Origin of the sequence: Pseudomonas sp. NPDC089422, from assembly GCF_044749405.1 — a bacterium.
In the GTDB taxonomy this organism is placed as follows: Bacteria; Pseudomonadota; Gammaproteobacteria; order Pseudomonadales; family Pseudomonadaceae; genus Aquipseudomonas.
In genome coordinates, this window is sequence record NZ_JBIVHW010000015.1 from 51,353 (window position 1) to 70,601 (window position 19,249).

Sequence of the window (19,249 nt, forward strand, 5' to 3'; positions counted from 1 at the left end):
GCGCGCAATGGGCTCAAGCCCGCAGAGGGCAGGGGGCTTGAGCCCGGCGAAGGTCAGATCAAGCCTTCGGCTTGCAGGGTTTTCTGCACGGCCGGGCGGCTGGCGACGCGTTTCTGGAATGCCGCCACCGTTGGCCAGGGTGCCAGGTCAATGCCCAGCATTGGCGCCCAGTTGACGATGGTAAACAGGTAGGCATCGGCCACGCTGAAGTGCTGGCCGGTCAGGAAGTCCTTGCCTTGCAATGCCTTGTCCACGAAGCCCAGGCGTTTGCCGAAGGCCTCGAGGGTCTTGCTCTTGGCCTCTGCGCTGATGCTTGGGTTGAACAGGGCGGCGAGGGTCTTGTGCACCTCGGTGCCAATGAAGTTCAGCCATTCCTGTACCCGCGCGCGTTCCAGCGAGCCTGCCGGGGGCAGCAGGTTGGCCTGGGGTTTCTGGTCGGCGAGGTACTGGACGATGGCCGGGCCCTCGGTGAGGACTTCGCCGTTATCCAGTTGCAGGGCGGGAACATAGCCCTTGCTGTTGACCGTGTAGAAATCCGCGCCGCTGGCAGTCGTGTGGTGCTTCAGGTCGACTTTTTCGACGGTGTAGGTCAGGTCCAATTCGTTGAGGACGATGTGCGGCGAGAGCGAACAGGCACCTGGCGTGTAAAAGAGCTTCATTTTCTTCTCCCATTCGAGCGGGTCAGTGTGCGAAGGCTGGCGAGGTGAGGCACTGTGCAGCGCACAGGTTATGACACCAAAACAGGATTTCACGCAAGCTGCGTTGCGCCCCCTGGCATCGGGTCAACGCTTGGAAGCGCCGGCGCTGCCTAGTTCGCGGACAAGAGGATCACGAACTTCTTTTTCATGTCTTCCAGCACGGTCCATTTGCCCTTGGCGCCCGGTTCGATGATGAACGTGTCGCCAGCGCTCAGTGTGACGGGGGCGCAACCCTCAAGCTCGATGACGCAGCATCCACTGAGGACATGGCAGAACTCCCAGACCTTGTAGTCGATGCGCCATGCGCCGGTGCTGGCTTCCCATTCTCCGCAGATGCGACCTTGCTGCTCATCGTGGTAGTACTTGGACGTCAGCGTGTGAGGGGTGCCTTCCACGACTTCTTCAAAAAAGGGAAGGTCGCGCACCGCTTGGATATCCAGTTCGCGGAACACGGTCAGTTTCTGGTTCATGGTTTTTTCTCGAGCACGTTGTGGTTGGGGCGATACATCAAATAGGCTTCACCGGTGACGTTCAGCATCGGGTGCGCAACGATCTGGCAGGTTTTTACAATCTGAAAACCGTGACGTTCGTAGAAGCGGCGTGCACCGTGGTTTTCTGCATAATCGATCAGGCATAACCCGTCCAGGCCAGCGTCCTCAGCGCGCTGCTGGGCGTGGCGAAGAAACTGCACGCCCAGCCCTTGGCTGCGCCAGGCCTCATCCAGTGCCAGGCTGGATATGTACAAGGTATCGGGTATTTCCATGTCGGAATAAGGCGCCAGGACCGGGTCTGTCTCCACAGGCCTGTCAGGGGTTTCACGCAAGGCATAGCTATGCATCATGCCGATGACGCGCCCTTCGAACGTGGCCATCAGGCAGTTCTTGTAGGAAAAGTCGCCCTGCTCCCTGGAATAGCGAGATGCGCCGACACTCAGCAGTGCTTCTCCAGGTGCTGCAAGCTTGCTCCAGATGTAATCGGCCATGCCCTCCGATGTCAGTTGAAAGAAGCGCGCAATATCGTGCGCGTCCGCGGCTTGAGCGGGTCTGAAGTCGATAGGCACGTACAGTGCTCCCATGGGGTCGGGTGGTTGGTTTCCAGGATTACGCCTTTGACAAAGGGGGCAGGGTAGGCGGATTGAACGGTTGCCATCATGCTATGGGCGAACACCATCAGCACGGCGTGCGACGCTGCCCTCACAATTCGCCGTGCGACGAGTCACACATTCCAGAATGCCGGCCCGTACCACACGCATGCCGGGCGCTGCCGTGGTCTCGTTGAACAGCCGGGTATGACATAGACCGCAGGCATGTTGGGTGGACGTATGACCTTGATGTTCATGCTCAAAGATCGCCGTTTCGCCCGCCACCTGAACAGCTGAAGCCGCGCTCAGCATGTGCAGGCCAAACGCACTTCCGCTCCAGCGCTGGCAATTCAAGCAGTGGCAGGCATACAGCGGCGGCAGTCGCTGCGCTACGATCGCAATCGTGACTTGCCCGTATCGGTTGGTCTGACGCCTACCGGCGCAGCGCAGCGCCTGATCGAACATGTGGAGCGTGGGCGGTGGCATCCGCTACTTCCAGCGTTGTCCAAGCTGACAACTTCAATCCAGCACGTTGTGCAGTACCTCGTAGATCACACCCGAGGCAATAGCTACAAGCAGGATGTCAGCTCCGGCTTGTTGCCACTCATAGCCATCGTAATGAGGAAGTCGTTCGATCAGCCTGCTGTCCAGTTTTTTGGCGATTCCGGGCGGGAGAGGTTTGCCGCGTGCCAGATTCTTCTGAATCCCTGGAGGTAGAGAGGCGGCTGGATTCCAGTAATCGCGATTGTCGTTGAGGATGACCCGCACCCCGCCCAAGTCGACAGAAGGTCCACTCTGCCAGCCGTTACCATTGCCTTGATGCCCAGGGTTGCCGTGCTGATTTCCCTTGTCGTGGCCTTTCCCTTTTCCCGGATCTGCCAACAGCATTGGGCTAAAACCCATTACCAGCGAGAGCACTACGGCGAAATTCAATTTTTTACCCACGTGAACCGTCCTTGATCATTTATCTAACGAGAGCGTAGTCAACCTGATACCGAAGGCAATGCTCTCAAAGGGGCAGCATTCTGTCGGAATGCGAGAACTTCAGCGCGCGCTCTTGGTCAGATCGGCACTTTAGCTCCCCCCGCGCCTCTGGAGGCGAACAAAAATGAGAAAACCCCTTGTTGCTGCTTTTGCTTGTGCATTGGTACTCGGGTTGACGGCATTCGTGCCCGCTGATCTATCCCCGATTGGTTCTGCATACGCCAAAGGTGGTGGTGGTGGTGGTGGTGGTGGTGGTGGTGGTGGTGGCGGTGGCGGCGGTCACGGCGGTGGCAACGGCGGCGGCAATGGCGGCGGACATGGCGGTGGTCATGCAGGCGGTATGGGAGGGCACAACGGAAATGGAATGAGCGCTGGAAGCGACCACGAAGGCAAAGCAACACGCGATCATGGAATAAGCGGCAACCATTACGGGAGCTCGCGCAACAGTGATAAAGGTCACGGAACCACCACCTCGGGTGTCGCCCACTCCAAAGACACTCGCGGCTTGGCCAAATCCACAGCCATCTCTCGAACCACCCCAGGCGAGCACAATTCCAAAGGTCTAAGCAACGCCACGGCATCCTCTTCAAAGAACGATCGGTGATCTGACCGACTCGATTGAGTGCCGCCCCTGGCGTTTGGAAGCCCAGCCTCTGCTGGGCTTTTTTGCATCGATGGCGCTGGCTGCGATCAGGTGCGCCGAGGTACGAAGAGCAGTTGGCGAGATTGCAGGGCTGATCTATCAGCCTATGGAGAAGCGACTGAGCAGTTGAATGGCGCCTTACGAGCCATACCAGCTGCTGGACAGCTGTATCCCTCCTGGAGCCAGCGCCTGACTTGTCTGCAGTATTGCGCGTACTCACCTGCGAAAATGTTGCTCTCTCTTCCGGCCCCACAAGTGGCGATAGCCTGGCATCGGGCCGAACTTTTACCGTCGCGGTTTTCCCGGCTGCATGGTCTGCTCCACCTGTTCTTCGAACCAGTTCAACACTGCCTGGCACGCCGGATGTGCAACGCCGCTGTCCCGTAGCCACAGGGCATACACACCGCCGGTCTTCAGGGCTTCGCCGAAGGGCACCACCAGTTCGCCGCGCACCAGCGCGTCGTGGGCCAGCATGCGGTCGGTCATGGCGATGCCCAGGCCTCGGGCGGCGGCGTCCAGCGCCAGGTCGTCGAGGTTGAACAGCAGATGCTGGTAGCTGAGCCCGGGCAGGTCCTTTTGCGCCTTGAGCCACAGGTTCCACTCGTAGCGCGAGGTGGAGCCGTGGATCAGCGAATGCCCGGCCAATGCTTCGGCCGAACGGGGTGGGGCGCGGCCGTCATTTAGCTGCGCGGCGCACACCGGGATCAGGTATTCGTCGAACAGTGGCGTCAGCCGGCGATCGTCCAGGCCGCCAGGCAGGTACAGCACATAGGCATCGCAGTCGCCGCCTTCGTCCACCCGTTCCCCGCTGACGGTCTCGATGGACAGGGTCAGCCCCGGGTTCATCGCATAGAACGAACTCAGCCGCGGCAACAGCCAGCGCACCGCCAGGGATACGAATATGCGGATGCGGAAAGGGCGGTCCAGGGGCGCTGGCGCCAAGCGCTGTTCCAGCATGCGCAGGGACTTGAGCAGTTCCCGAGCCACCTCGTAGACCTCGCGACCGTGCTCGGTCAGGGCGACCTTGCGGCTGGTGCGGTCGAACAGCACGGTCTGGTAGTGCTCTTCCAGCTGCTGGATCTGCCGGCTGATCGCGCTCTGGGTCAGGTGCAGCTGGCGCGCGGCTTCGGTGAAGTTGCGGGTGTCCGCGACCCGGACCAGCGCCTGCAGTGCGTGCAGCGAGGGCACACGAAGGTAGGTATCCATGCAAATTCCGAATGGATGGATGAATTATTAGCGTTAGAACTCTCGGCGCCATGTCCTTAGATTAAGGGCGTGTAGCGGGCATCCGGGGATCTTTGGTCGATCACGCCTGCGCATCGATTGTGAAGGAGTGACAGACAATGAACAACCACTGTGGCTGGATCGCCCTGGCTGGAGAGTCGCCGGTAAAGCCGCGCCTCGAGGGCACGCAACAGGCCGACTGGCTGATTATCGGCGGCGGCATCACCGGGCTTTCGGCGGCCCATACCCTGGCGCGGCAATTTCCCTCGCAACGGGTGGTGTTGCTCGAGCGCCAGCGCGTCGCCCAAGGCGCCTCGGCGCGCAATTCCGGGTTTGTGGTCAGCCATGAGTTGCCTGGGGCCGACGAACTGATCGGCACGGCAGGGTACGCCGGTTACCAGGTCGCCTCGCGTATTGGCGTGGCGGCGGGGAACGAGGTACGTCGGCGCATCGCCGAGCTGAAGCTGGACTGCGAACTCAGTGACAACGGCTACCACTTCGCGGTGCATGAACCCGCGCATCTGCAGCAGGTCGAGCGGACCCTGGAAACCCTGGCGTCCGTGGGGGCACAGGCGCAGTTCCTCGAAGGCGCGCCTCTGCAGCAGCGCCTGGGCACGTCGTTCTATGCCCGCGCCATTCACTGCGCGGGCGGCAACGGGCTGATGCAGCCGGCGCGCTACGTCAAAGGCCTGGCCGACAGCCTGCCGGAGCAGGTGGAAGTCTTCGAGCACAGCGGCGTCACCGAGCTGCGCCGCCGCCCAGGCAAAGGCTGGACTGCGCATACCGAAGCAGGCGCAGTGCAGGCCCGGCAAGTGCTGGTATGTGTGGGTGCGTTCCTGCCGCGGGTCGGCCTCAAGCGCAGTGGCACGTTCCCGCTGGAGCTGAGTGCCAGCATCACCCGCCCGCTCACCGAAGGGCCCTGGCAGCCGCTGTTCGACGACCCGGGTTGGGGCGTGCTGTCCACCTTGCCGGGCGGCTGCACCTTACGCCTGCTGCCGGGGCGCCGGTTGCTGATCCGCAACACCGTGGAGTATCGCCAGCGTGACATCGATGCCGCCGGCCTGGCCGTACGCCAGCGCGAGCACCTGTGGGGCCTGCAAAAGCGCTTCCCGGGCATCACCGCCCAGGACCTCGAATACACCTGGACCGGCCACCTCAGCGGCACCCGCTCCGGCGAGCCTTACTTCGCCCGGGTTGAGGATGGCTTGCATGCCGTGGCCGGGTGCAATGGCTCCGGTGTCGCCCGCGGCACCTTGTGGGGCCGCTTGCTGGTGGAGATGGCCACGGGCGCCGATTCGGCCTTGCTCGGCGATGTGCTGGGCCAGGCCCGCCCGGGCTACCTGCCGCCACGGCCGTTTTTCGACCTGGGCGCCAGCGTGCGCATGGCCTGGGAAGTGCGCCGTGCCCAGGGCGAACGCTGACCTACCTTTCAAACAAGAACAAGAGAGCGAGTCCATGAACAAGCACATTTGCGTGGCCCTGTTGTCCTCAGCGTTGCTGGCTACCGCAGCGCATGCCGAAGAACGGGTCAATATCGCCAACTGGAGCGGTTACATCGCCGATGACACGCTGGCCGAGTTCACCCGGCGCACCGGCATCCAGACCACCTACGACCTGATCGACAGCAACGAGACCACCGAAGCCAAGCTGATGACCGGCAACAGTGGTTACGACCTGGCGAGCCCCTCGAACCACTTCCTGCCGCGCCTGATCAAGGCGGGGGCCATCGAGGAGCTGGACCGCAGCCAGCTGCCCAACTGGCATAACCTTGATCCCAAGCTGATGAAGATCCTGGAGGCCAGCGACCCTGGCAACCGCTACGCGATCCCGTACATGTGGGTGACCACCGGCATTGGCTACAACGTGGAGAAGATCAAGGCGATCTTCGGCAGCACCGAGGTGACGCAGTCCTGGGACCTGTTGTTCAAGCCGGAAAACATCCAGAAGCTCAGCCAGTGTGGCGTGGCGTTCCTCGACAACCCGACGCAGATCGTTTCCATCACGCTCAAGACACTGGGCCTGGACCCGCATAGCGAGAACCCCCAGGACCTGAAGAAGGCTGAAGCAGCATTGCTTGCGGTGCGGCCCTACATCAGCTACTTCCACCAGTCCAAGTATGTAAGTGACCTGGCCAACGGCAATATTTGCGTGGCCATCGGTTTCAGTGGTGACGTGTTGCAGGCCATGAGCAGTGCCAGGCAGGCCGGGAACGGGGTGGATGTGGGCTACAGCATTCCGCGTGAAGGTTCGACCGTGGCGGTCGACATGGTGGTGATGCCCAAGGGGGCTCCGCACCGGCAGAATGGGTACGCGTACCTGAACTATCTGTTGGAGCCGAAGGTGATCGCCAACATCAGCAACGCGGTGAAGTACCCGAATGGCAATGCGGCCGCGCTGGCGTACATCACGCCTGATCTGCGCGACAACCCGGCAATCTACCCGCCGGAATCGGTACTCGACACGCTGTTCCCGATCAAGACCCTGTCGCCGGCGGGGATGCGCCTGAGCACCCGGCTTTGGACCCGAGTGACAAGTGGCAAGTGATGCCGCGGGGTCGCAGCCCAGGCTGCGACCCGTCGCGAGCGATCACCTCGCGTCAGCCAGCCTGTGCCGCCAGGCTGTTGCTGACATTACGCCCCAGCACCAGCACCGTGACAAACCCGCAGCCCACCAGCGCCGTGGCCAGGCTCAACAGCACCGAGCTGCCCATCTGGTCGACGATGCGCCCACCGAAGAACGAACCCAGGGCGATGATCACCTGGAACATGGCCACGAACAGCGGCATGCCGCGCTCGACGTCCTTGGGTGCCACGACGAACATCCAGATGCTGGAGCAGGCCGGGAACGCGCCGAAGGCGAAGCCCCACAGCGCGATCAGCATCGCCGCGCCGGTCAGGCCGGTGGCGAAGTAGGGGAACAGCGCAGTGCTGACGCCGATCATCACCGCCACCAGCAACAGCGTGTGGCGCACGCTCTGGTTGGCGGCATAGCCAGCGAACAGGTTGCCGATCACCCCGGCCACGCCGTAGAGCAGCAACAGTGAGCTGATGGTGGGCCCATCGAAGCCGGAACTTTGCTTGAAGAACGGCGCGACATAGGTGTAGGCGGCAAAGTGCGCCAAGCCGATCAGCAGAACCGCGATCAAGCCAACCCGGGCTTGCGGGTTGATGAACAGCGCCGGCAGGTCACTGACGCGGATGGCCTTGTCCGGGTTGAGCCGCGGCAGCAGGAACAGCTGCGCCAGCAGTACCGGCACGCCGAGCAGCGCGGTGGCGAGGAAGGTCATGCGCCAGCCCATCAGGCCGCTCAGCCAGGTGCCCACGGGTACGCCCAGCACGGTCGCCAACGTCACGCCGGCCATGATGATCGAGGTGGCCCGGGCCACGCTCACGCCCTTGGGCGCCAGGCGGCCGCTGAGGGCAATGGCGGTGGCCCAGAAACCACCGATGCTGATGCCCAGCAGTACACGCCCGAACAGCAGCAGGCTGAAGTCGCTGGCGTAGGCCACCACCGAGTTGGCGATGATCATGATCAGCGTCAGGCCGATCAGCAGGTAGCGCCGGTCCATGGCGCCAATGCCCACCGACAGCAGTGGCGCGGCGAGGGCCGCCATGATGCCGGGCAGGGTCACCATCAAGCCGGCGTGGCCGGCGCTGATGCCCAGGTCGCTGGCCACATCATTGAGTACGCCCACCGGGAGAAACTCGCTGGTGACCAGGGCGAAGGCGCCCACGGCAACCGAGAGAATCGCCAGCCACTGCTGCCTGACGCTTTGTTGATCATGTTCGGGGCGGCCGTGAGGGGCCTGGCTGACGCTTGGCATAGTCCTGATTCCAAGGTGAGGTCGCCTGTTGCAGGCGAGGGGGAGGGAAAATTGAAGGCGATTATAAAAGCCGGGTTTGCCAACCAGGCAGGCAAGCCGCTTGATAGTGATCATCAGCGCTATCGATAGGACGCGCCGGTTTGTATCACAGCGTATCCAGGGGCGCTGCCAATACGCTGTGAGTGATCCGCCAGGGATCCTGCTCGCTCAGGGTATGTGCAGCGCTTGGGAGGTCGTCTCTCTGCGCGACACCGCAGTCCAAATGGCTGTGTGATCTTCCACAAGGATTGCGCCAGCCTTCCGATACGGAGCAAGGCAGTGGTTCTGACAGTTCGTGGCTATTCGAGCGCCTCGGCCACCCCCTGATCCTCACCCAGGAACCCGCCGCTCTGGTGCAGCCACAGCCGCGCATAGGTACCGTTCTTCGCCAGTAACTCACTGTGAGTACCTTGCTCGATGATGCGCCCGTCATCCATGACGATCAGCCGGTCCATGGCGGCGATGGTGGACAACCGGTGGGCGATGGCGATCACGGTCTTGCCCTGCATCATCTCGTCGAGGCTTTCCTGGATGGCGACCTCGACTTCCGAGTCCAGGGCGCTGGTGGCCTCGTCCAGCAGCAGGATCGGGGCGTTCTTGAGCATCACCCGGGCGATGGCGATGCGTTGCCGCTGGCCGCCAGAGAGCTTGATGCCGCGCTCGCCGACCAGCGTGTCGTAACCGCTGTTGCCGTCGCGGTCGCTGAGCTGGCGGATGAAACCATCGGCCTGGGCGTTGGCGGCGGCGCGCTGGATCTGTGCCTCGCTCGCTTCGGGGCGGCCGTAGGCGATGTTGTCGCGAATCGAGCGGTGCAACAGCGAGGTGTCCTGGGTGACCATGCCGATGGCGCTGCGCAGGCTGTCCTGGGTGACGCGGGCGATGTTCTGCCCGTCGATGCGGATTTCGCCGCCTTGCACGTCATAGAAGCGCAGCAGCAGGTTGATCAGCGTCGACTTGCCCGCACCGGAACGGCCCACCAGGCCGACCTTTTCGCCAGGGCGGATGCTCAGGCTCAGGCCATCAAGCACCTGGCGTTCACCGTTGTAGTTGAAGCGCACGTTGTCGAAGGTTACCGCGCCGCCGCGGGTTTCCAGCACGGCGGCATTCGGCACATCCTGCACCTTGGGCCCGTGGGTGAGGGTGGCCATGCCGTCCTGCACGGTGCCGATGTTCTCGAACAGCGAGGTCATCTGCCACATGATCCAGTGCGACATACCGTTGATGCGCAGGGCCATGGCCGTGATCGCGGCCACCGCACCGGTACCGACCTGGCCCTGGTGCCACAGCCACAGGGCATAGCCGCCGGCGCCGAAAATCAGCCCGACCACCAGCGCCTGGTTGACGATCTCGAACTGGCTGACCAGACGCATCTGGCGGAACCCGGTCTGCTTGAAGTCTTCCATTGCCGCCCGGGCGAAGTGCGCCTCGCGCTTAGAGTGGGAAAACAGCTTCACGGTGGTGATGTTGGTGTAGGCATCGGACACCCGCCCGGTCATCGACGAGCGCGCATGGGCCTGTTCCTGGCCGACCTTGCCCAGGCGCGGCACGAAATACAGCATGGCCAGGCCGAACAGCACCAGCCAGGCAATGAACGGCAGCATCAGCTTGGCGGCAAAACCACCGGCCAGGGCGATGATGGCGATGAAGTACACACCGATGCCCGGCACGATCTCGATTACCGTGAACAGCACTTCACGCACGGCCAGCGCGGTCTGCATCACCTTGGTGGTGACCCGGCCGGAAAACTCGTCGGAGAAGAACGACAGGCTCTGGCGCAGCATCAGCCGGTGGAAATCCCAGCGCAGGCGCAGTGGCAGGTTGATCGCCAGCACCTGGTGCTGCATCAGCGTGCGCAGGGCCACCAGCACGATGCTGGCGATCAGCAGCAGGCCGACGCCCCACAGCACTCGGCTTTCCTCCGGGCTCACGCCACCGCCGGCCTGCCAGTTGGAGAGCAGGTCCACGACCTGGCCGAGGAAGGAAAACAGCCAGGCCTCGTAGACCGACACCCCGGCACTGAACAGCGCCAGCGCCAGGATATAGCCGCGGGCACCGCGGGTGCAGGCCCACAGGAAACGCAGCAGGCCGACCGGAGGCGGCGGCACCTCGTCGGGCGGGAAGGGGTCGAGCCAGCGTTCAAAGGCACGGAACATGAGGGTCTCCGGGGGGGATTCAGTAGCAACAACCATACAGCACCAAGGCCACCAAGTGCCTGCCGAGAGATTTGCAGCGCCTTTGAGACCGAGCGCCGCCCGCGCGGCGCATCGCAGGCAAGCCTGCTCCTACATTTGTTTCGGGCCAGTTACTCCTAAGTTATTGGCGCGCGGCCCCTTGTTTGTTCGACGCGATATCAAGTCACGCACCAAGGGTACGCGCGCTGATGGCACAGGCTTTACTGGCCTGAAACAGATGTAGGAGCAGGCTTGCCTGCGATGCGCCGCGCGGGCGGCGCTCGATCTCACTGGCGCAGAACCTCCCTAGGCGAACACCCCGAAACCACATGCCCCTCTTTTTTACGCACTTTTTACGACTGAATCGTCGGCCTGCAGGGATACTGAGCGCGCGATGCTCAGGGATGGCATGCATATCCAAACGCCAGTCCAGAGAAGCCCTTCGTGAGCCAGTCCGCCGTCGCAGCAAACTCATCTCAACCCAGCAAATCCAGCACCTTCGGCCTGCTCGTCGCCGCCGTCGGCGTGGTCTACGGCGATATCGGCACCAGCCCGCTGTACACCCTCAAGGAAGTGTTCGCCGGTCACTACGGCGTCCAGGCCAATAGCGCCGGTGTGCTCGGCGTGCTGTCGCTGGTGTTCTGGTCGTTGCTGTGGGTGGTGTCGCTCAAGTACGTGCTGTTCATCCTGCGCGCCGACAACCAGGGCGAGGGCGGCATCATGGCCCTGACCGCACTGGCGCACCGCGCCGCGGCGCCCTACAGGCGCTTGAGCAAGGTGCTGGTGCTGCTGGGATTGTTTGGCGCCGCGCTGTTCTACGGTGACAGCATGATCACCCCGGCGGTGTCGGTGTTGTCGGCGGTGGAGGGCCTGCAGCTGGCCTTCGACGGCATCGAGCACTGGGTCGTGCCGCTGGCGGTGCTGCTGCTGGTGGCGCTGTTCCTGATCCAGAAGCACGGCACCGCACGCATCGGCATTCTGTTCGGGCCGATCATGGTGCTGTGGTTCGTCGTGCTCGGCGCGCTGGGTATCCACGGTATCGTGCAACGCCCGGAGGTGCTGCAGGCGCTCAACCCGGCCTGGGCGGTGAAGTTCTTCGTGCTGCACCCAGGCATGGGCGTGGCCATTCTCGGCGCAGTGGTGCTGGCGCTGACCGGCGCAGAAGCGCTGTATGCCGACATGGGGCACTTCGGCCGCAAGCCCATCGCCCGGGCCTGGTTCCTGCTGGTGCTGCCTGGGCTGGTACTGAACTACTTCGGCCAGGGCGCGTTGATCCTCGGCAACCCGGATGCGGTGCGCAACCCGTTCTACCTGCTGGCGCCCGATTGGGCTCTGCTGCCCATGGTCGGGCTGGCCACCCTGGCCACGATCATCGCCTCCCAGGCGGTGATTTCCGGCGCGTTTTCCCTGACCCGCCAGGCCATCCAGCTGGGTTATGTGCCGCGCATGTTCATCCAGCACACCTCCAGCGAGGAGCAGGGGCAGGTCTACATCGGCATGGTGAACTGGGCGCTGATGGTCGGCGTGGTGCTGCTGGTGGTGGGCTTCGAGTCGTCCGGGGCACTGGCGGCGGCCTATGGTGTGGCCGTGACCGGCACCATGCTGATCACCACGTTGCTGGCGTCGGCGGTGGTGCTGTTGCTGTGGAAAGCACCGCGCTGGCTGGCGGTGCCGATGTTGCTGGCGTTCCTGCTGGTGGACAGCCTGTATTTCGCCGCCAATGCGCCGAAGATCTTCCAGGGCGGGGCGTTCCCGGTGATTGCCGGGGTGGCGCTGTTCGTGCTGATGACCACCTGGAAGCGCGGTCGCACGATCATCGTCGAGCGGCTGGACGAGAGCTCGTTGCCGCTGGAGCTGTTCATCGCCAGCCTGCAGGCCCAGCCGCCGCACCGGGTGGGTGGTACCGCCGTGTTCCTCTCTGCGAGGCCAGAGGCGGTGCCCCATGCGCTGCTGCACAACCTGTTGCACAACCAGGTGCTGCATGAACAGGTGGTGTTGCTGACCGTGGTGTTCGAGGACGAGCCGCGGGTCAGTGCCGCCCGGCGCTGCGAGGTCGAGGCCTTTGGCGATGGTTTCTTCCGTGTGTGCCTGCACTTCGGCTTCATGGAGGAGCCCGACGTGCCCTTGGCGCTGAGCCGCTGCCAGCAGGCAGGCCTGGAGTTCGGCCCCATGCGCACCACTTACTTCCTCAGCCGCGAAACGGTCATCGCCGGCAAGCAGCAGGGCATGGCGCGCTGGCGTGAACACCTGTTCGCGTTCCTGCTGAAGAATGCCAACAGCAACCTCAAGTACTTCAAGCTGCCGTTGAACCGAGTGATCGAGCTCGGTACCCAGGTCGAGATGTGAGGGCCGTGCGCTGCGCCACCCGGGAGCGAAAATCCAGTATGAGTCGCCTTGATGCTTTCACATAATGCGACTAATACTAAAGAGCTGCCAAGAAGAGGGATGGTCATGCAGACGCGCTTCGTTGTGGTTCCCGCTCTACCTCAGGAGAAAGAGTGCCTGCCCCGGCTTGCAGGCTTCCCCAAAGCATTGGGCAACGGCTACGACCTCTATGACACGATCGACAAGCTCAGGCTGGTGCTGAACTTTTCTACCCGGGCAGAAGCGGATTACGCCTGTGCCTGCCGTAATGGCCTGTGCGAAGCGGCTGATGAACATGCCATTGAAGGGAATACCGGGTGGTTTGCGGCCGAAACATGAAACACCAGGGCGGGCAGGCCGCCCTGATGCAAACCTTCAGCGATCAACGATCCTTGTCTTTGTGCTGGGTACCAGACTGGCCGGGTTGGCCACCCATGCGCCCGGTGTCCTTGTCCGTCTGACTACCGCCAGCATGACCACCCTGGCGGCCGGTGTCCCTGGACTGCTGCCAATCCTTGTCCATCTTGTCGTCCGGTTTCTGTCCGGATTGCTGGCCGCCTTTTTGCGTACCCGCCATGCCGCCCTGGCCGCCCTTTTGGCCAGCATCGCCGGCATGGGCCTGGTTGCTGCCACCTTGGTTTCTATCTTTGTCTTGATTGTTAGCCATGATCGCTTACCTCAAGTCAGACACAGAACGTTCTGTGTTCACGTGTGACTGGCGAAGGTTGCGTTGCTCTGCAAAAACTTTCAGCCATTCGGACGAGGGGCTTTAACCACCACCGGCCCAACCATTAGCGGGCGAAAGCCTGTCGATCAGTGCTTTACGAGAGGCAGGCGTACACCACCAGCTCCACCACCACCGCCGCGCGGTTGGGGTAGGGGGGCTGGAAGTAGTCGCCGTACAGGCGGTTGACCGTGGCCAGGTAGCTGCGATCGGTGACGTAGATCAGCACCTGGGTCACGGCATCCAGCGAACTGCCAGCGGCCTCCAGGGTGTGGCGCAGGTTGTCCAGGGTCTGGCGGGTCTGCGCCTCGATGCCGCCCGCGACCACCTGGCCCTGGGCATCGATGGGGATCTGCGCGGTATAGAGCGTGCCGTTGCCGACGACGGCCCACTCCAGCGGTGCCTTGGAGGCGTAAAGGTCGGTCTTGATTGCCTGTTTCATTGAATGCGGTCCTGGGTATGCGGGAATCAGTCGGCATCGCTGCCGCCGCCGGCGCCAAGGCGGCGCGAGGCTTCGGTGCTTTCGACGAGGATGTGATCGGCCAGCTGCTTGAGCCGCTGCCAGGTGCCTTCATTGACGGTGAAACCCTGGTTCGCGGTGTGCGGTGTGGCACCCGCGACAGGGAGGGCACCGGCAGGCCGGGTGAACAGCACCGTGACGCCTTGCTCGAACGCCTCGACGGTGGCGGGCTGGGCTTCACTGCGCAGCACAGGGCGTTGCTCGCCGGCAGTAAAGTCGGCCAGGTGACGCTGGCGCGCATCTTCCCAGCGGGCCTGCACGTGCAGCCCGCACTCGGCTGCCTTGCTCAGGTAGCCCAGCAGCAACAAGCGGTTGTGGCAGTGATGGATCTGTAGCAGCGCCTGGCCACGGTGCATGGCCTTGTCCTGCACCAGCGCCACCGCCGTCGCCGCGCAGCGCAGCACGCTCTGGCCGTGGGCGTCGATCACCAGCAAGGTCATGTCCTCGTAGCTCAGGGTGAATGGCTGGCTGGCTTCACCCTGCAGGTAGTCCAGCGCCTGTGCCAGCGCGCCGATGCCGTCCAGCCCTTGCAAGTGCAGCCAGCCCACCAGTTCGGCCGCGTCCTCGCAGTCGCCAGGCGCAAAGCCCATGCCTTCGAAGGCCTTGCGGCACATCACCTGGATTTCGTTGAGCGATACACGCATGGTCACAGCTCTCCTTGCGGCATGACCGCGAAGTTCCAGTCGTCTGCGAACGGCTGGCCGATGTCATTGAGCCCGATGTCGCTCACCAGCGGCGCGCCCTGGAACAGTGTGATGCGCACCCAGCGGCTCGACTTGGGGTCGAACTTGCCCGCACCGAAGAACGCCAGCTTGCAGCGCAGCAGGTGGATCGGCAGCATGTCGCGGTCCAGCAGGTTGGTGCGGATTTCGCCGTAGTTGCTCTGCGCCATGCCTTGCAGGCGACGCACCGTGCCCTTGAGGGTGGGCACCGCGATGAGCAGATGCGCGGTCAGGGCCTGAGGGTGAGCCTGCAGGTGCTCGAGCACGGCGGCGTGGCAGCGCTGGATGTTGCGGGCGATGCCCAGTTGCATTTCCTTTTCCGCGCCCGGTTCCTCGGCGCGCGTGCCCAGGCGGGGTTCCTCTTTCTCGGCCGAGCGGTACCAGAAGAAATGCTCGGCCTCCACGGCAGTGAAGTCGTAGGCCAGGGCCCACGCATACTGCTGCTCGATGAGCTCGCGCAACTGCCGCAGGGGCATCTGCGCGTCCAGTTGCCAGCCTTCGTCGGCGCCCATCCGCTCGGCCAGCGGCGTGACCTGCTCGGGGTACAACTCCAGCAGCAGGCTCACCAGCAGTTCCTGGCAGCCCAGCCCGGCGTGCGCCTCGCTCCAGGCCAGCAGCCGCGGCCAGAGGTCATCGCTCGCAGGCTGGTCAGCGAGCCAGTCGGCCAGCGCCGCAAGCTCGCCCAGGGTTTGCCGGTTCTGTTGGTCCTGGCGCAGGTCTTCGGTCTGGGTCTGCCCGAGGTGCAGGCGGGCCCGCGTCAGCAAGCCTTGCATACGCGCCAGTCGGGTGGGCTCGGCCGGTTGCGCCAAGGCCAGGGCCAGCGCGGTTTCGCGCGTGCTGAGCCAGCGTTCCACCAGTTGCGGGTGGTTGATCAGGAAGGGCGCCATGCCCAGCCCGGTCGCGTTGCCAACCCCCAGGTAGCGTTGCAGGGCGGGGGCCAGCGGCACGGCCCGTTGCGGATCGAGGGCACGGGCCATGTGTTCGATCTGTTCGATGCTGAAATGGCGCAGCAGGTAGACCGTGAACATCTGCGCGCTGAACGGCTGGTTGAAGTCCGGGTTGTCCTGCAGGCAGCCAAAGTCGGCGATGCCGAACTTGCCGTTGCCGTACACCGCAGTGGTGCGGTAGAGGTAGCCGACTTCGGCCAGTTGGCAGGGGTCGGGTTGCTGCCCTTCGGCCAGCGCCGCCAGGAAGCGGTCGAAGTTGCGCAGGCTGCGGTTGGCCCGGGACAGCACCAATACGCGGGCATCGAAGCGGCCAGCTTCCTGCAGTGGCACGTTGCGCTGCAGGTCGGCCAGTTGCGCCGCGTCGACGTCGCCTGCGACCAGCACGAAGGCAACGTCCCACTGGTCGGCAATCACCCGGTCGCTGCGTTTTTCCGGCGGCAGGTAGGCCGAGAAGATCACGCAGTGGTAATGCCCGTTCGGCGTGTCGATGCGGTATATGGCGGTGCCGAAACCTTGTGCATCGAGGTCGAAGCGGCTGCGCTGGATCTGCCAGCGCTGGTTCATCATCCGCCGCATGCTGCTGCGCACGAAGCTCAGCGGGCTCTGGAAGTGGCTGCCCAGCCGGGCCAGGTCCATGACCTGGGCGGCAGGGCGCAACGCCAGTGATGCAGGTAGTCTGTTGGGCATTGTTGTCATACCTGGATGGATCATGTTCAGACGCCTTGTTCGCGGGCCATGTGCCGGGCGATGCGTACGGCATCCCACAGCGCTGGCAGGATCACCAGCGACACCGGCACCGCGGTGATGACAATGAAGGACTGCAGGGCCGTCACGCCGCCCGCGCCGATGGTGATCAGCACCACCGCCGCCAGGCCCATGCCGATGGCCCAGAAACCACACAGCCATTTCTTCGGTTTATCGTTGCTGGACATCGCCAGCGCCACGGTGAAGGCCATGGCATCGCCATTGGTCGCCACCGAGATGAAGCTCAGGAACAGGAACAGCGCACTGATCAGGCCGCCCAGCGGCAGGTTCTGCGTCACCCCCAGCAGCAAATCCTCGGGCTGTGCGCCATGGGCGGTGACGATGCCCGGTGTCTGCAGCTCCAGGCCGATGCCGGTGCCGCCGACCACGGTGAACCAGAACATGGTCACCAGCGGCGCGATGATCGACAGCGTCATGATGATCTCGCGAATGGTGCGGCCCCGCGAGATCCGCGCGACGTACAGCGCTACCATGGGCGCGTAGCCGATGAACCAGCCCCAGTAGAACACCGTCCACCAGTCCAGCCACTTGGGGTCGGCGCGAAACAGCGTCATCGGGATGAAGTGCTCCACATGCAGGGCGAACGCCGCCGGGAAGCCGCCGAGGATGAACAGCGTCGGGCCGAACACCACCATGAACAGCGCCAGGCCGATCATCAGCCAGACGTTGATCTCGCTGACGAAGCGGATGCCCTTGAGCCCCACCAGGCAGGACACGGTGTACATCGCCGTGACCAGCACGATGGTCAGCGACTGGGTGACGATGTCGTTGGGCAGGCCCCACACCGCATGCATTGCGCTGCTGATCTGCAGGCCGAGGAAGCCGATCGGGCCGATGGTGCCGGCGACCACGGCGATGATCGAGGTGGCGTCGGCCAGGGTGCCGATCGGGCCCTTCAGCGCACGCTCGCCAAACAGTGGGTAGAGCAGGGTGCGCGGTGCCAGCGGCAGGCCCTTGTCGTAGTGCAGGTGCATCAGCACGATGGCCAGCAGGCTGCCCAGCACCGCCCAGGCGAGGAAGCCCCAGTGCACGAAGGATTGCGCCAGTGCCGCGGTGGCGGCGGCCTCGCTGTGCGGTTGCAGGCCGGCGAACAGGGGCGGCGGGCTGGCAAAGTGCATCAGCGGTTCGGCCGCCGCCCAGAAGGCGCCGCCGCCTGCCAGCAGGGCGCACATGATCACCGCGATCCAGTTGAAGGTGCTGATGTCCGGGCGCTGGGTCACGCCGCCCAGGCGCACCCGCCCGCAGCGGGAGAAGCCGATGGCCAGGCTGACCGCGAAGGTCGCCAGCATCAGCACCTGCCAGTACAGGCCAAAGGCCTTGGTCGACCAGGCGAACAGGGTGTTGACCAGCGCCGACACCGTGTCGATGTCGATCAGCGCCGCCAGCAGGAAGGCGCCGAGGAAGCCGCCGCTGATCAGGAACAGCGGCCAGTCGATGTCCCGCGTCAGCGGCAGGCCCATGGCCTGGCCTTCAGCCTGCAGGGTGGTTGGGTTTTTCATGAAGCCTCCGGAACCTGCGATTGTTGTTATTGTTGATGCTGTCCGTGCAAGGGGCTCAGGCCTGCGCCGTGGTGGCGGTCTCCAGCAGGCGCAACCAGTTCAGCCCCATGATGCTGGCCACGTCGGCCTCGGCAAAGCCGCGGGCGCGCAGGCCCTGGGCGATGTTGCCGAAGTCGCGGCTGTCGCGGAACCACTGCAACGGTGCCGGCCAGTTGGCGTTGTCCTTGGAGCCTTCGCCGTAGTCCTTGTCCTTGCTCCAGCGGCCATTGCGCATCCATTCGAGCACCGCCAGCGGTTGTGCCTGGCACAGGTCGGTGCCGATGCCGATATGCTCGACGCCCATCAGGTCGGCGGTGCGCGCGACCATGTCGCAGAAGCTTTCCAGGCTGCAGTCCGAGGCGCCCTTGAGGTGGAACGGGTAGGTGCTGAAGCCCAGCAGCCCGCCGGACTCGGCAATACCACGCAGCACGGCGTCGGACTTGTTGCGCTTGGCGGCGTGGAAGCTCGCCGGGTTGGCATGGGAGATGATCACTGGCCGGCTCGACAGCTCGATGGCTTCCAGGGTGCTGCGTTCGGCACTGTGGGACATGTCGATGAGCATGCCGACCCGGTTCATTTCGGCAATCACCTGGCGGCCGAAACGGCTGATGCCGTTGTCCTCGCGCTCGTAGCAACCGCTGGCCAGCAGGCTCTGGTTGTTGTAGGTGAGCTGCATGACGAACACCCCGAGCTGGCGGAACACCTCCACCAGGGCAATGTCGTCCTCGATCGGCGAGCAGTTCTGGAAGCCGAAGAAGATCCCCACCCGGCCTTCCTCGTGGGCCAGGCGAATGTCGCTGGCCGAGCGCACCGGGCGGATCAGCTCGGGCCAGGTTTCGAAGCGGCGGTTCCACTCACCCAGGCGCGACAAGGTCTCGCGGGCGTTCTCGTGGTAGGCGATGGTGGCGTGCACCGCGCTCAGGCCACCGGCCTGCATCTGCTGGAATATTTCCGGGCTCCAGTTGGAGTACTGCAGGCCGTCGATCATCAAGAGGTCGTGCATGGC

At 63.9% G+C, this 19,249-nt stretch carries 19 protein-coding genes; 5 read left to right on the forward strand and 14 right to left on the reverse strand.

Annotation, left to right across the window (positions count from 1 at the left end):
* Nucleotides 1-53: 53 nt before the first annotated feature.
* From gstA to ACIPZ8_RS24285, 5 genes are all read right to left on the reverse strand, one after another.
* Nucleotides 54-659 carry a glutathione transferase GstA gene (gene gstA / locus ACIPZ8_RS24265; RefSeq protein WP_400728610.1) on the reverse strand — a complete coding sequence of 202 codons (606 nt, stop codon included), beginning with the start codon at nt 657-659 and terminating at the stop codon, nt 54-56.
* A gap of 149 nt (nt 660-808) precedes the next feature.
* Nucleotides 809-1,168: a cupin domain-containing protein gene (locus ACIPZ8_RS24270; RefSeq protein ID WP_400728613.1), complete on the reverse strand. Its 360-nt coding sequence runs from the start codon at nt 1,166-1,168 to the stop codon at nt 809-811.
* Nucleotides 1,165-1,773 carry a GNAT family N-acetyltransferase gene (locus ACIPZ8_RS24275; RefSeq protein ID WP_400728616.1) on the reverse strand — a complete coding sequence of 203 codons (609 nt, stop codon included), beginning with the start codon at nt 1,771-1,773 and terminating at the stop codon, nt 1,165-1,167. Before ACIPZ8_RS24275 ends, ACIPZ8_RS24270 begins: the two co-directional genes overlap by 4 nt.
* Before the next feature lie 78 nt (nt 1,774-1,851).
* Complete coding sequence (locus tag ACIPZ8_RS24280) at nt 1,852-2,265, reverse strand: GFA family protein (protein ID WP_400728618.1); 414 nt, start codon at nt 2,263-2,265, stop codon at nt 1,852-1,854.
* Nucleotides 2,266-2,298: 33 nt separating this feature from the next.
* The gene (locus tag ACIPZ8_RS24285; protein WP_400728620.1) at nt 2,299-2,724 is read right to left on the reverse strand and encodes an anti-virulence regulator CigR family protein; all 426 of its coding nucleotides are present in this window, start codon (nt 2,722-2,724) and stop codon (nt 2,299-2,301) included.
* Nucleotides 2,725-2,887: 163 nt separating this feature from the next.
* On the opposite strand from ACIPZ8_RS24285, the gene ACIPZ8_RS24290 reads away from it, so the two are divergent.
* On the forward strand, nt 2,888-3,367 hold the full coding sequence (locus ACIPZ8_RS24290) for a hypothetical protein (protein ID WP_400728623.1): 480 nt from the start codon (nt 2,888-2,890) through the stop codon (nt 3,365-3,367).
* A 324-nt stretch (nt 3,368-3,691) separates the two neighbouring features.
* Here ACIPZ8_RS24290 and ACIPZ8_RS24295 read toward each other — a convergent pair whose 3' ends face one another.
* A complete protein-coding gene (locus tag ACIPZ8_RS24295; protein ID WP_400728625.1) occupies nt 3,692-4,612 on the reverse strand; it encodes a LysR substrate-binding domain-containing protein in 921 nt (306 codons plus the stop codon).
* Between the two features lie 137 nt (nt 4,613-4,749).
* Between ACIPZ8_RS24295 and ACIPZ8_RS24300 the strand changes: the two genes are divergently transcribed.
* Entirely contained in the window at nt 4,750-6,051 is a 1,302-nt protein-coding gene (locus ACIPZ8_RS24300; RefSeq protein WP_400728628.1) for an NAD(P)/FAD-dependent oxidoreductase, read from the forward strand.
* A gap of 34 nt (nt 6,052-6,085) precedes the next feature.
* Nucleotides 6,086-7,174: a polyamine ABC transporter substrate-binding protein gene (locus ACIPZ8_RS24305; RefSeq protein WP_400728631.1), complete on the forward strand. Its 1,089-nt coding sequence runs from the start codon at nt 6,086-6,088 to the stop codon at nt 7,172-7,174.
* A gap of 52 nt (nt 7,175-7,226) precedes the next feature.
* Here ACIPZ8_RS24305 and ACIPZ8_RS24310 read toward each other — a convergent pair whose 3' ends face one another.
* Nucleotides 7,227-8,453 carry an MFS transporter gene (locus ACIPZ8_RS24310; RefSeq protein ID WP_400728634.1) on the reverse strand — a complete coding sequence of 409 codons (1,227 nt, stop codon included), beginning with the start codon at nt 8,451-8,453 and terminating at the stop codon, nt 7,227-7,229.
* A 338-nt stretch (nt 8,454-8,791) separates the two neighbouring features.
* Nucleotides 8,792-10,645 (reverse strand): ABC transporter ATP-binding protein, encoded by a 1,854-nt coding sequence (locus ACIPZ8_RS24315; protein WP_400728637.1) that lies wholly within the window; start codon nt 10,643-10,645, stop codon nt 8,792-8,794.
* Nucleotides 10,646-11,107: 462 nt separating this feature from the next.
* On the opposite strand from ACIPZ8_RS24315, the gene ACIPZ8_RS24320 reads away from it, so the two are divergent.
* Nucleotides 11,108-13,009: a potassium transporter Kup gene (locus tag ACIPZ8_RS24320; protein ID WP_400728640.1), complete on the forward strand. Its 1,902-nt coding sequence runs from the start codon at nt 11,108-11,110 to the stop codon at nt 13,007-13,009.
* A gap of 99 nt (nt 13,010-13,108) precedes the next feature.
* The gene (locus tag ACIPZ8_RS24325; RefSeq protein ID WP_400728642.1) at nt 13,109-13,366 is read left to right on the forward strand and encodes a hypothetical protein; all 258 of its coding nucleotides are present in this window, start codon (nt 13,109-13,111) and stop codon (nt 13,364-13,366) included.
* Nucleotides 13,367-13,409: 43 nt separating this feature from the next.
* Here ACIPZ8_RS24325 and ACIPZ8_RS24330 read toward each other — a convergent pair whose 3' ends face one another.
* The 6 genes from ACIPZ8_RS24330 to ACIPZ8_RS24355 form a co-directional block, all read right to left on the reverse strand.
* Nucleotides 13,410-13,694, reverse strand: coding sequence for a hypothetical protein (locus ACIPZ8_RS24330; protein ID WP_400728645.1), 285 nt, complete (start codon nt 13,692-13,694; stop codon nt 13,410-13,412).
* Nucleotides 13,695-13,848: 154 nt separating this feature from the next.
* Nucleotides 13,849-14,193, reverse strand: a complete 345-nt coding sequence (locus tag ACIPZ8_RS24335; protein WP_400728648.1) for a RidA family protein — start codon at nt 14,191-14,193, stop codon at nt 13,849-13,851.
* 26 nt (nt 14,194-14,219) lie between these two features.
* Nucleotides 14,220-14,915 (reverse strand): DUF3726 domain-containing protein, encoded by a 696-nt coding sequence (locus ACIPZ8_RS24340; protein ID WP_400728651.1) that lies wholly within the window; start codon nt 14,913-14,915, stop codon nt 14,220-14,222.
* A 2-nt stretch (nt 14,916-14,917) separates the two neighbouring features.
* A complete protein-coding gene (locus ACIPZ8_RS24345; RefSeq protein WP_400728654.1) occupies nt 14,918-16,627 on the reverse strand; it encodes a hypothetical protein in 1,710 nt (569 codons plus the stop codon).
* Nucleotides 16,628-16,653: 26 nt separating this feature from the next.
* Nucleotides 16,654-18,204, reverse strand: coding sequence for a BCCT family transporter (locus ACIPZ8_RS24350; protein WP_400728657.1), 1,551 nt, complete (start codon nt 18,202-18,204; stop codon nt 16,654-16,656).
* 55 nt (nt 18,205-18,259) lie between these two features.
* Nucleotides 18,260-19,246: a dipeptidase gene (locus ACIPZ8_RS24355; RefSeq protein ID WP_400728660.1), complete on the reverse strand. Its 987-nt coding sequence runs from the start codon at nt 19,244-19,246 to the stop codon at nt 18,260-18,262.
* Nucleotides 19,247-19,249 lie beyond the last annotated feature (3 nt).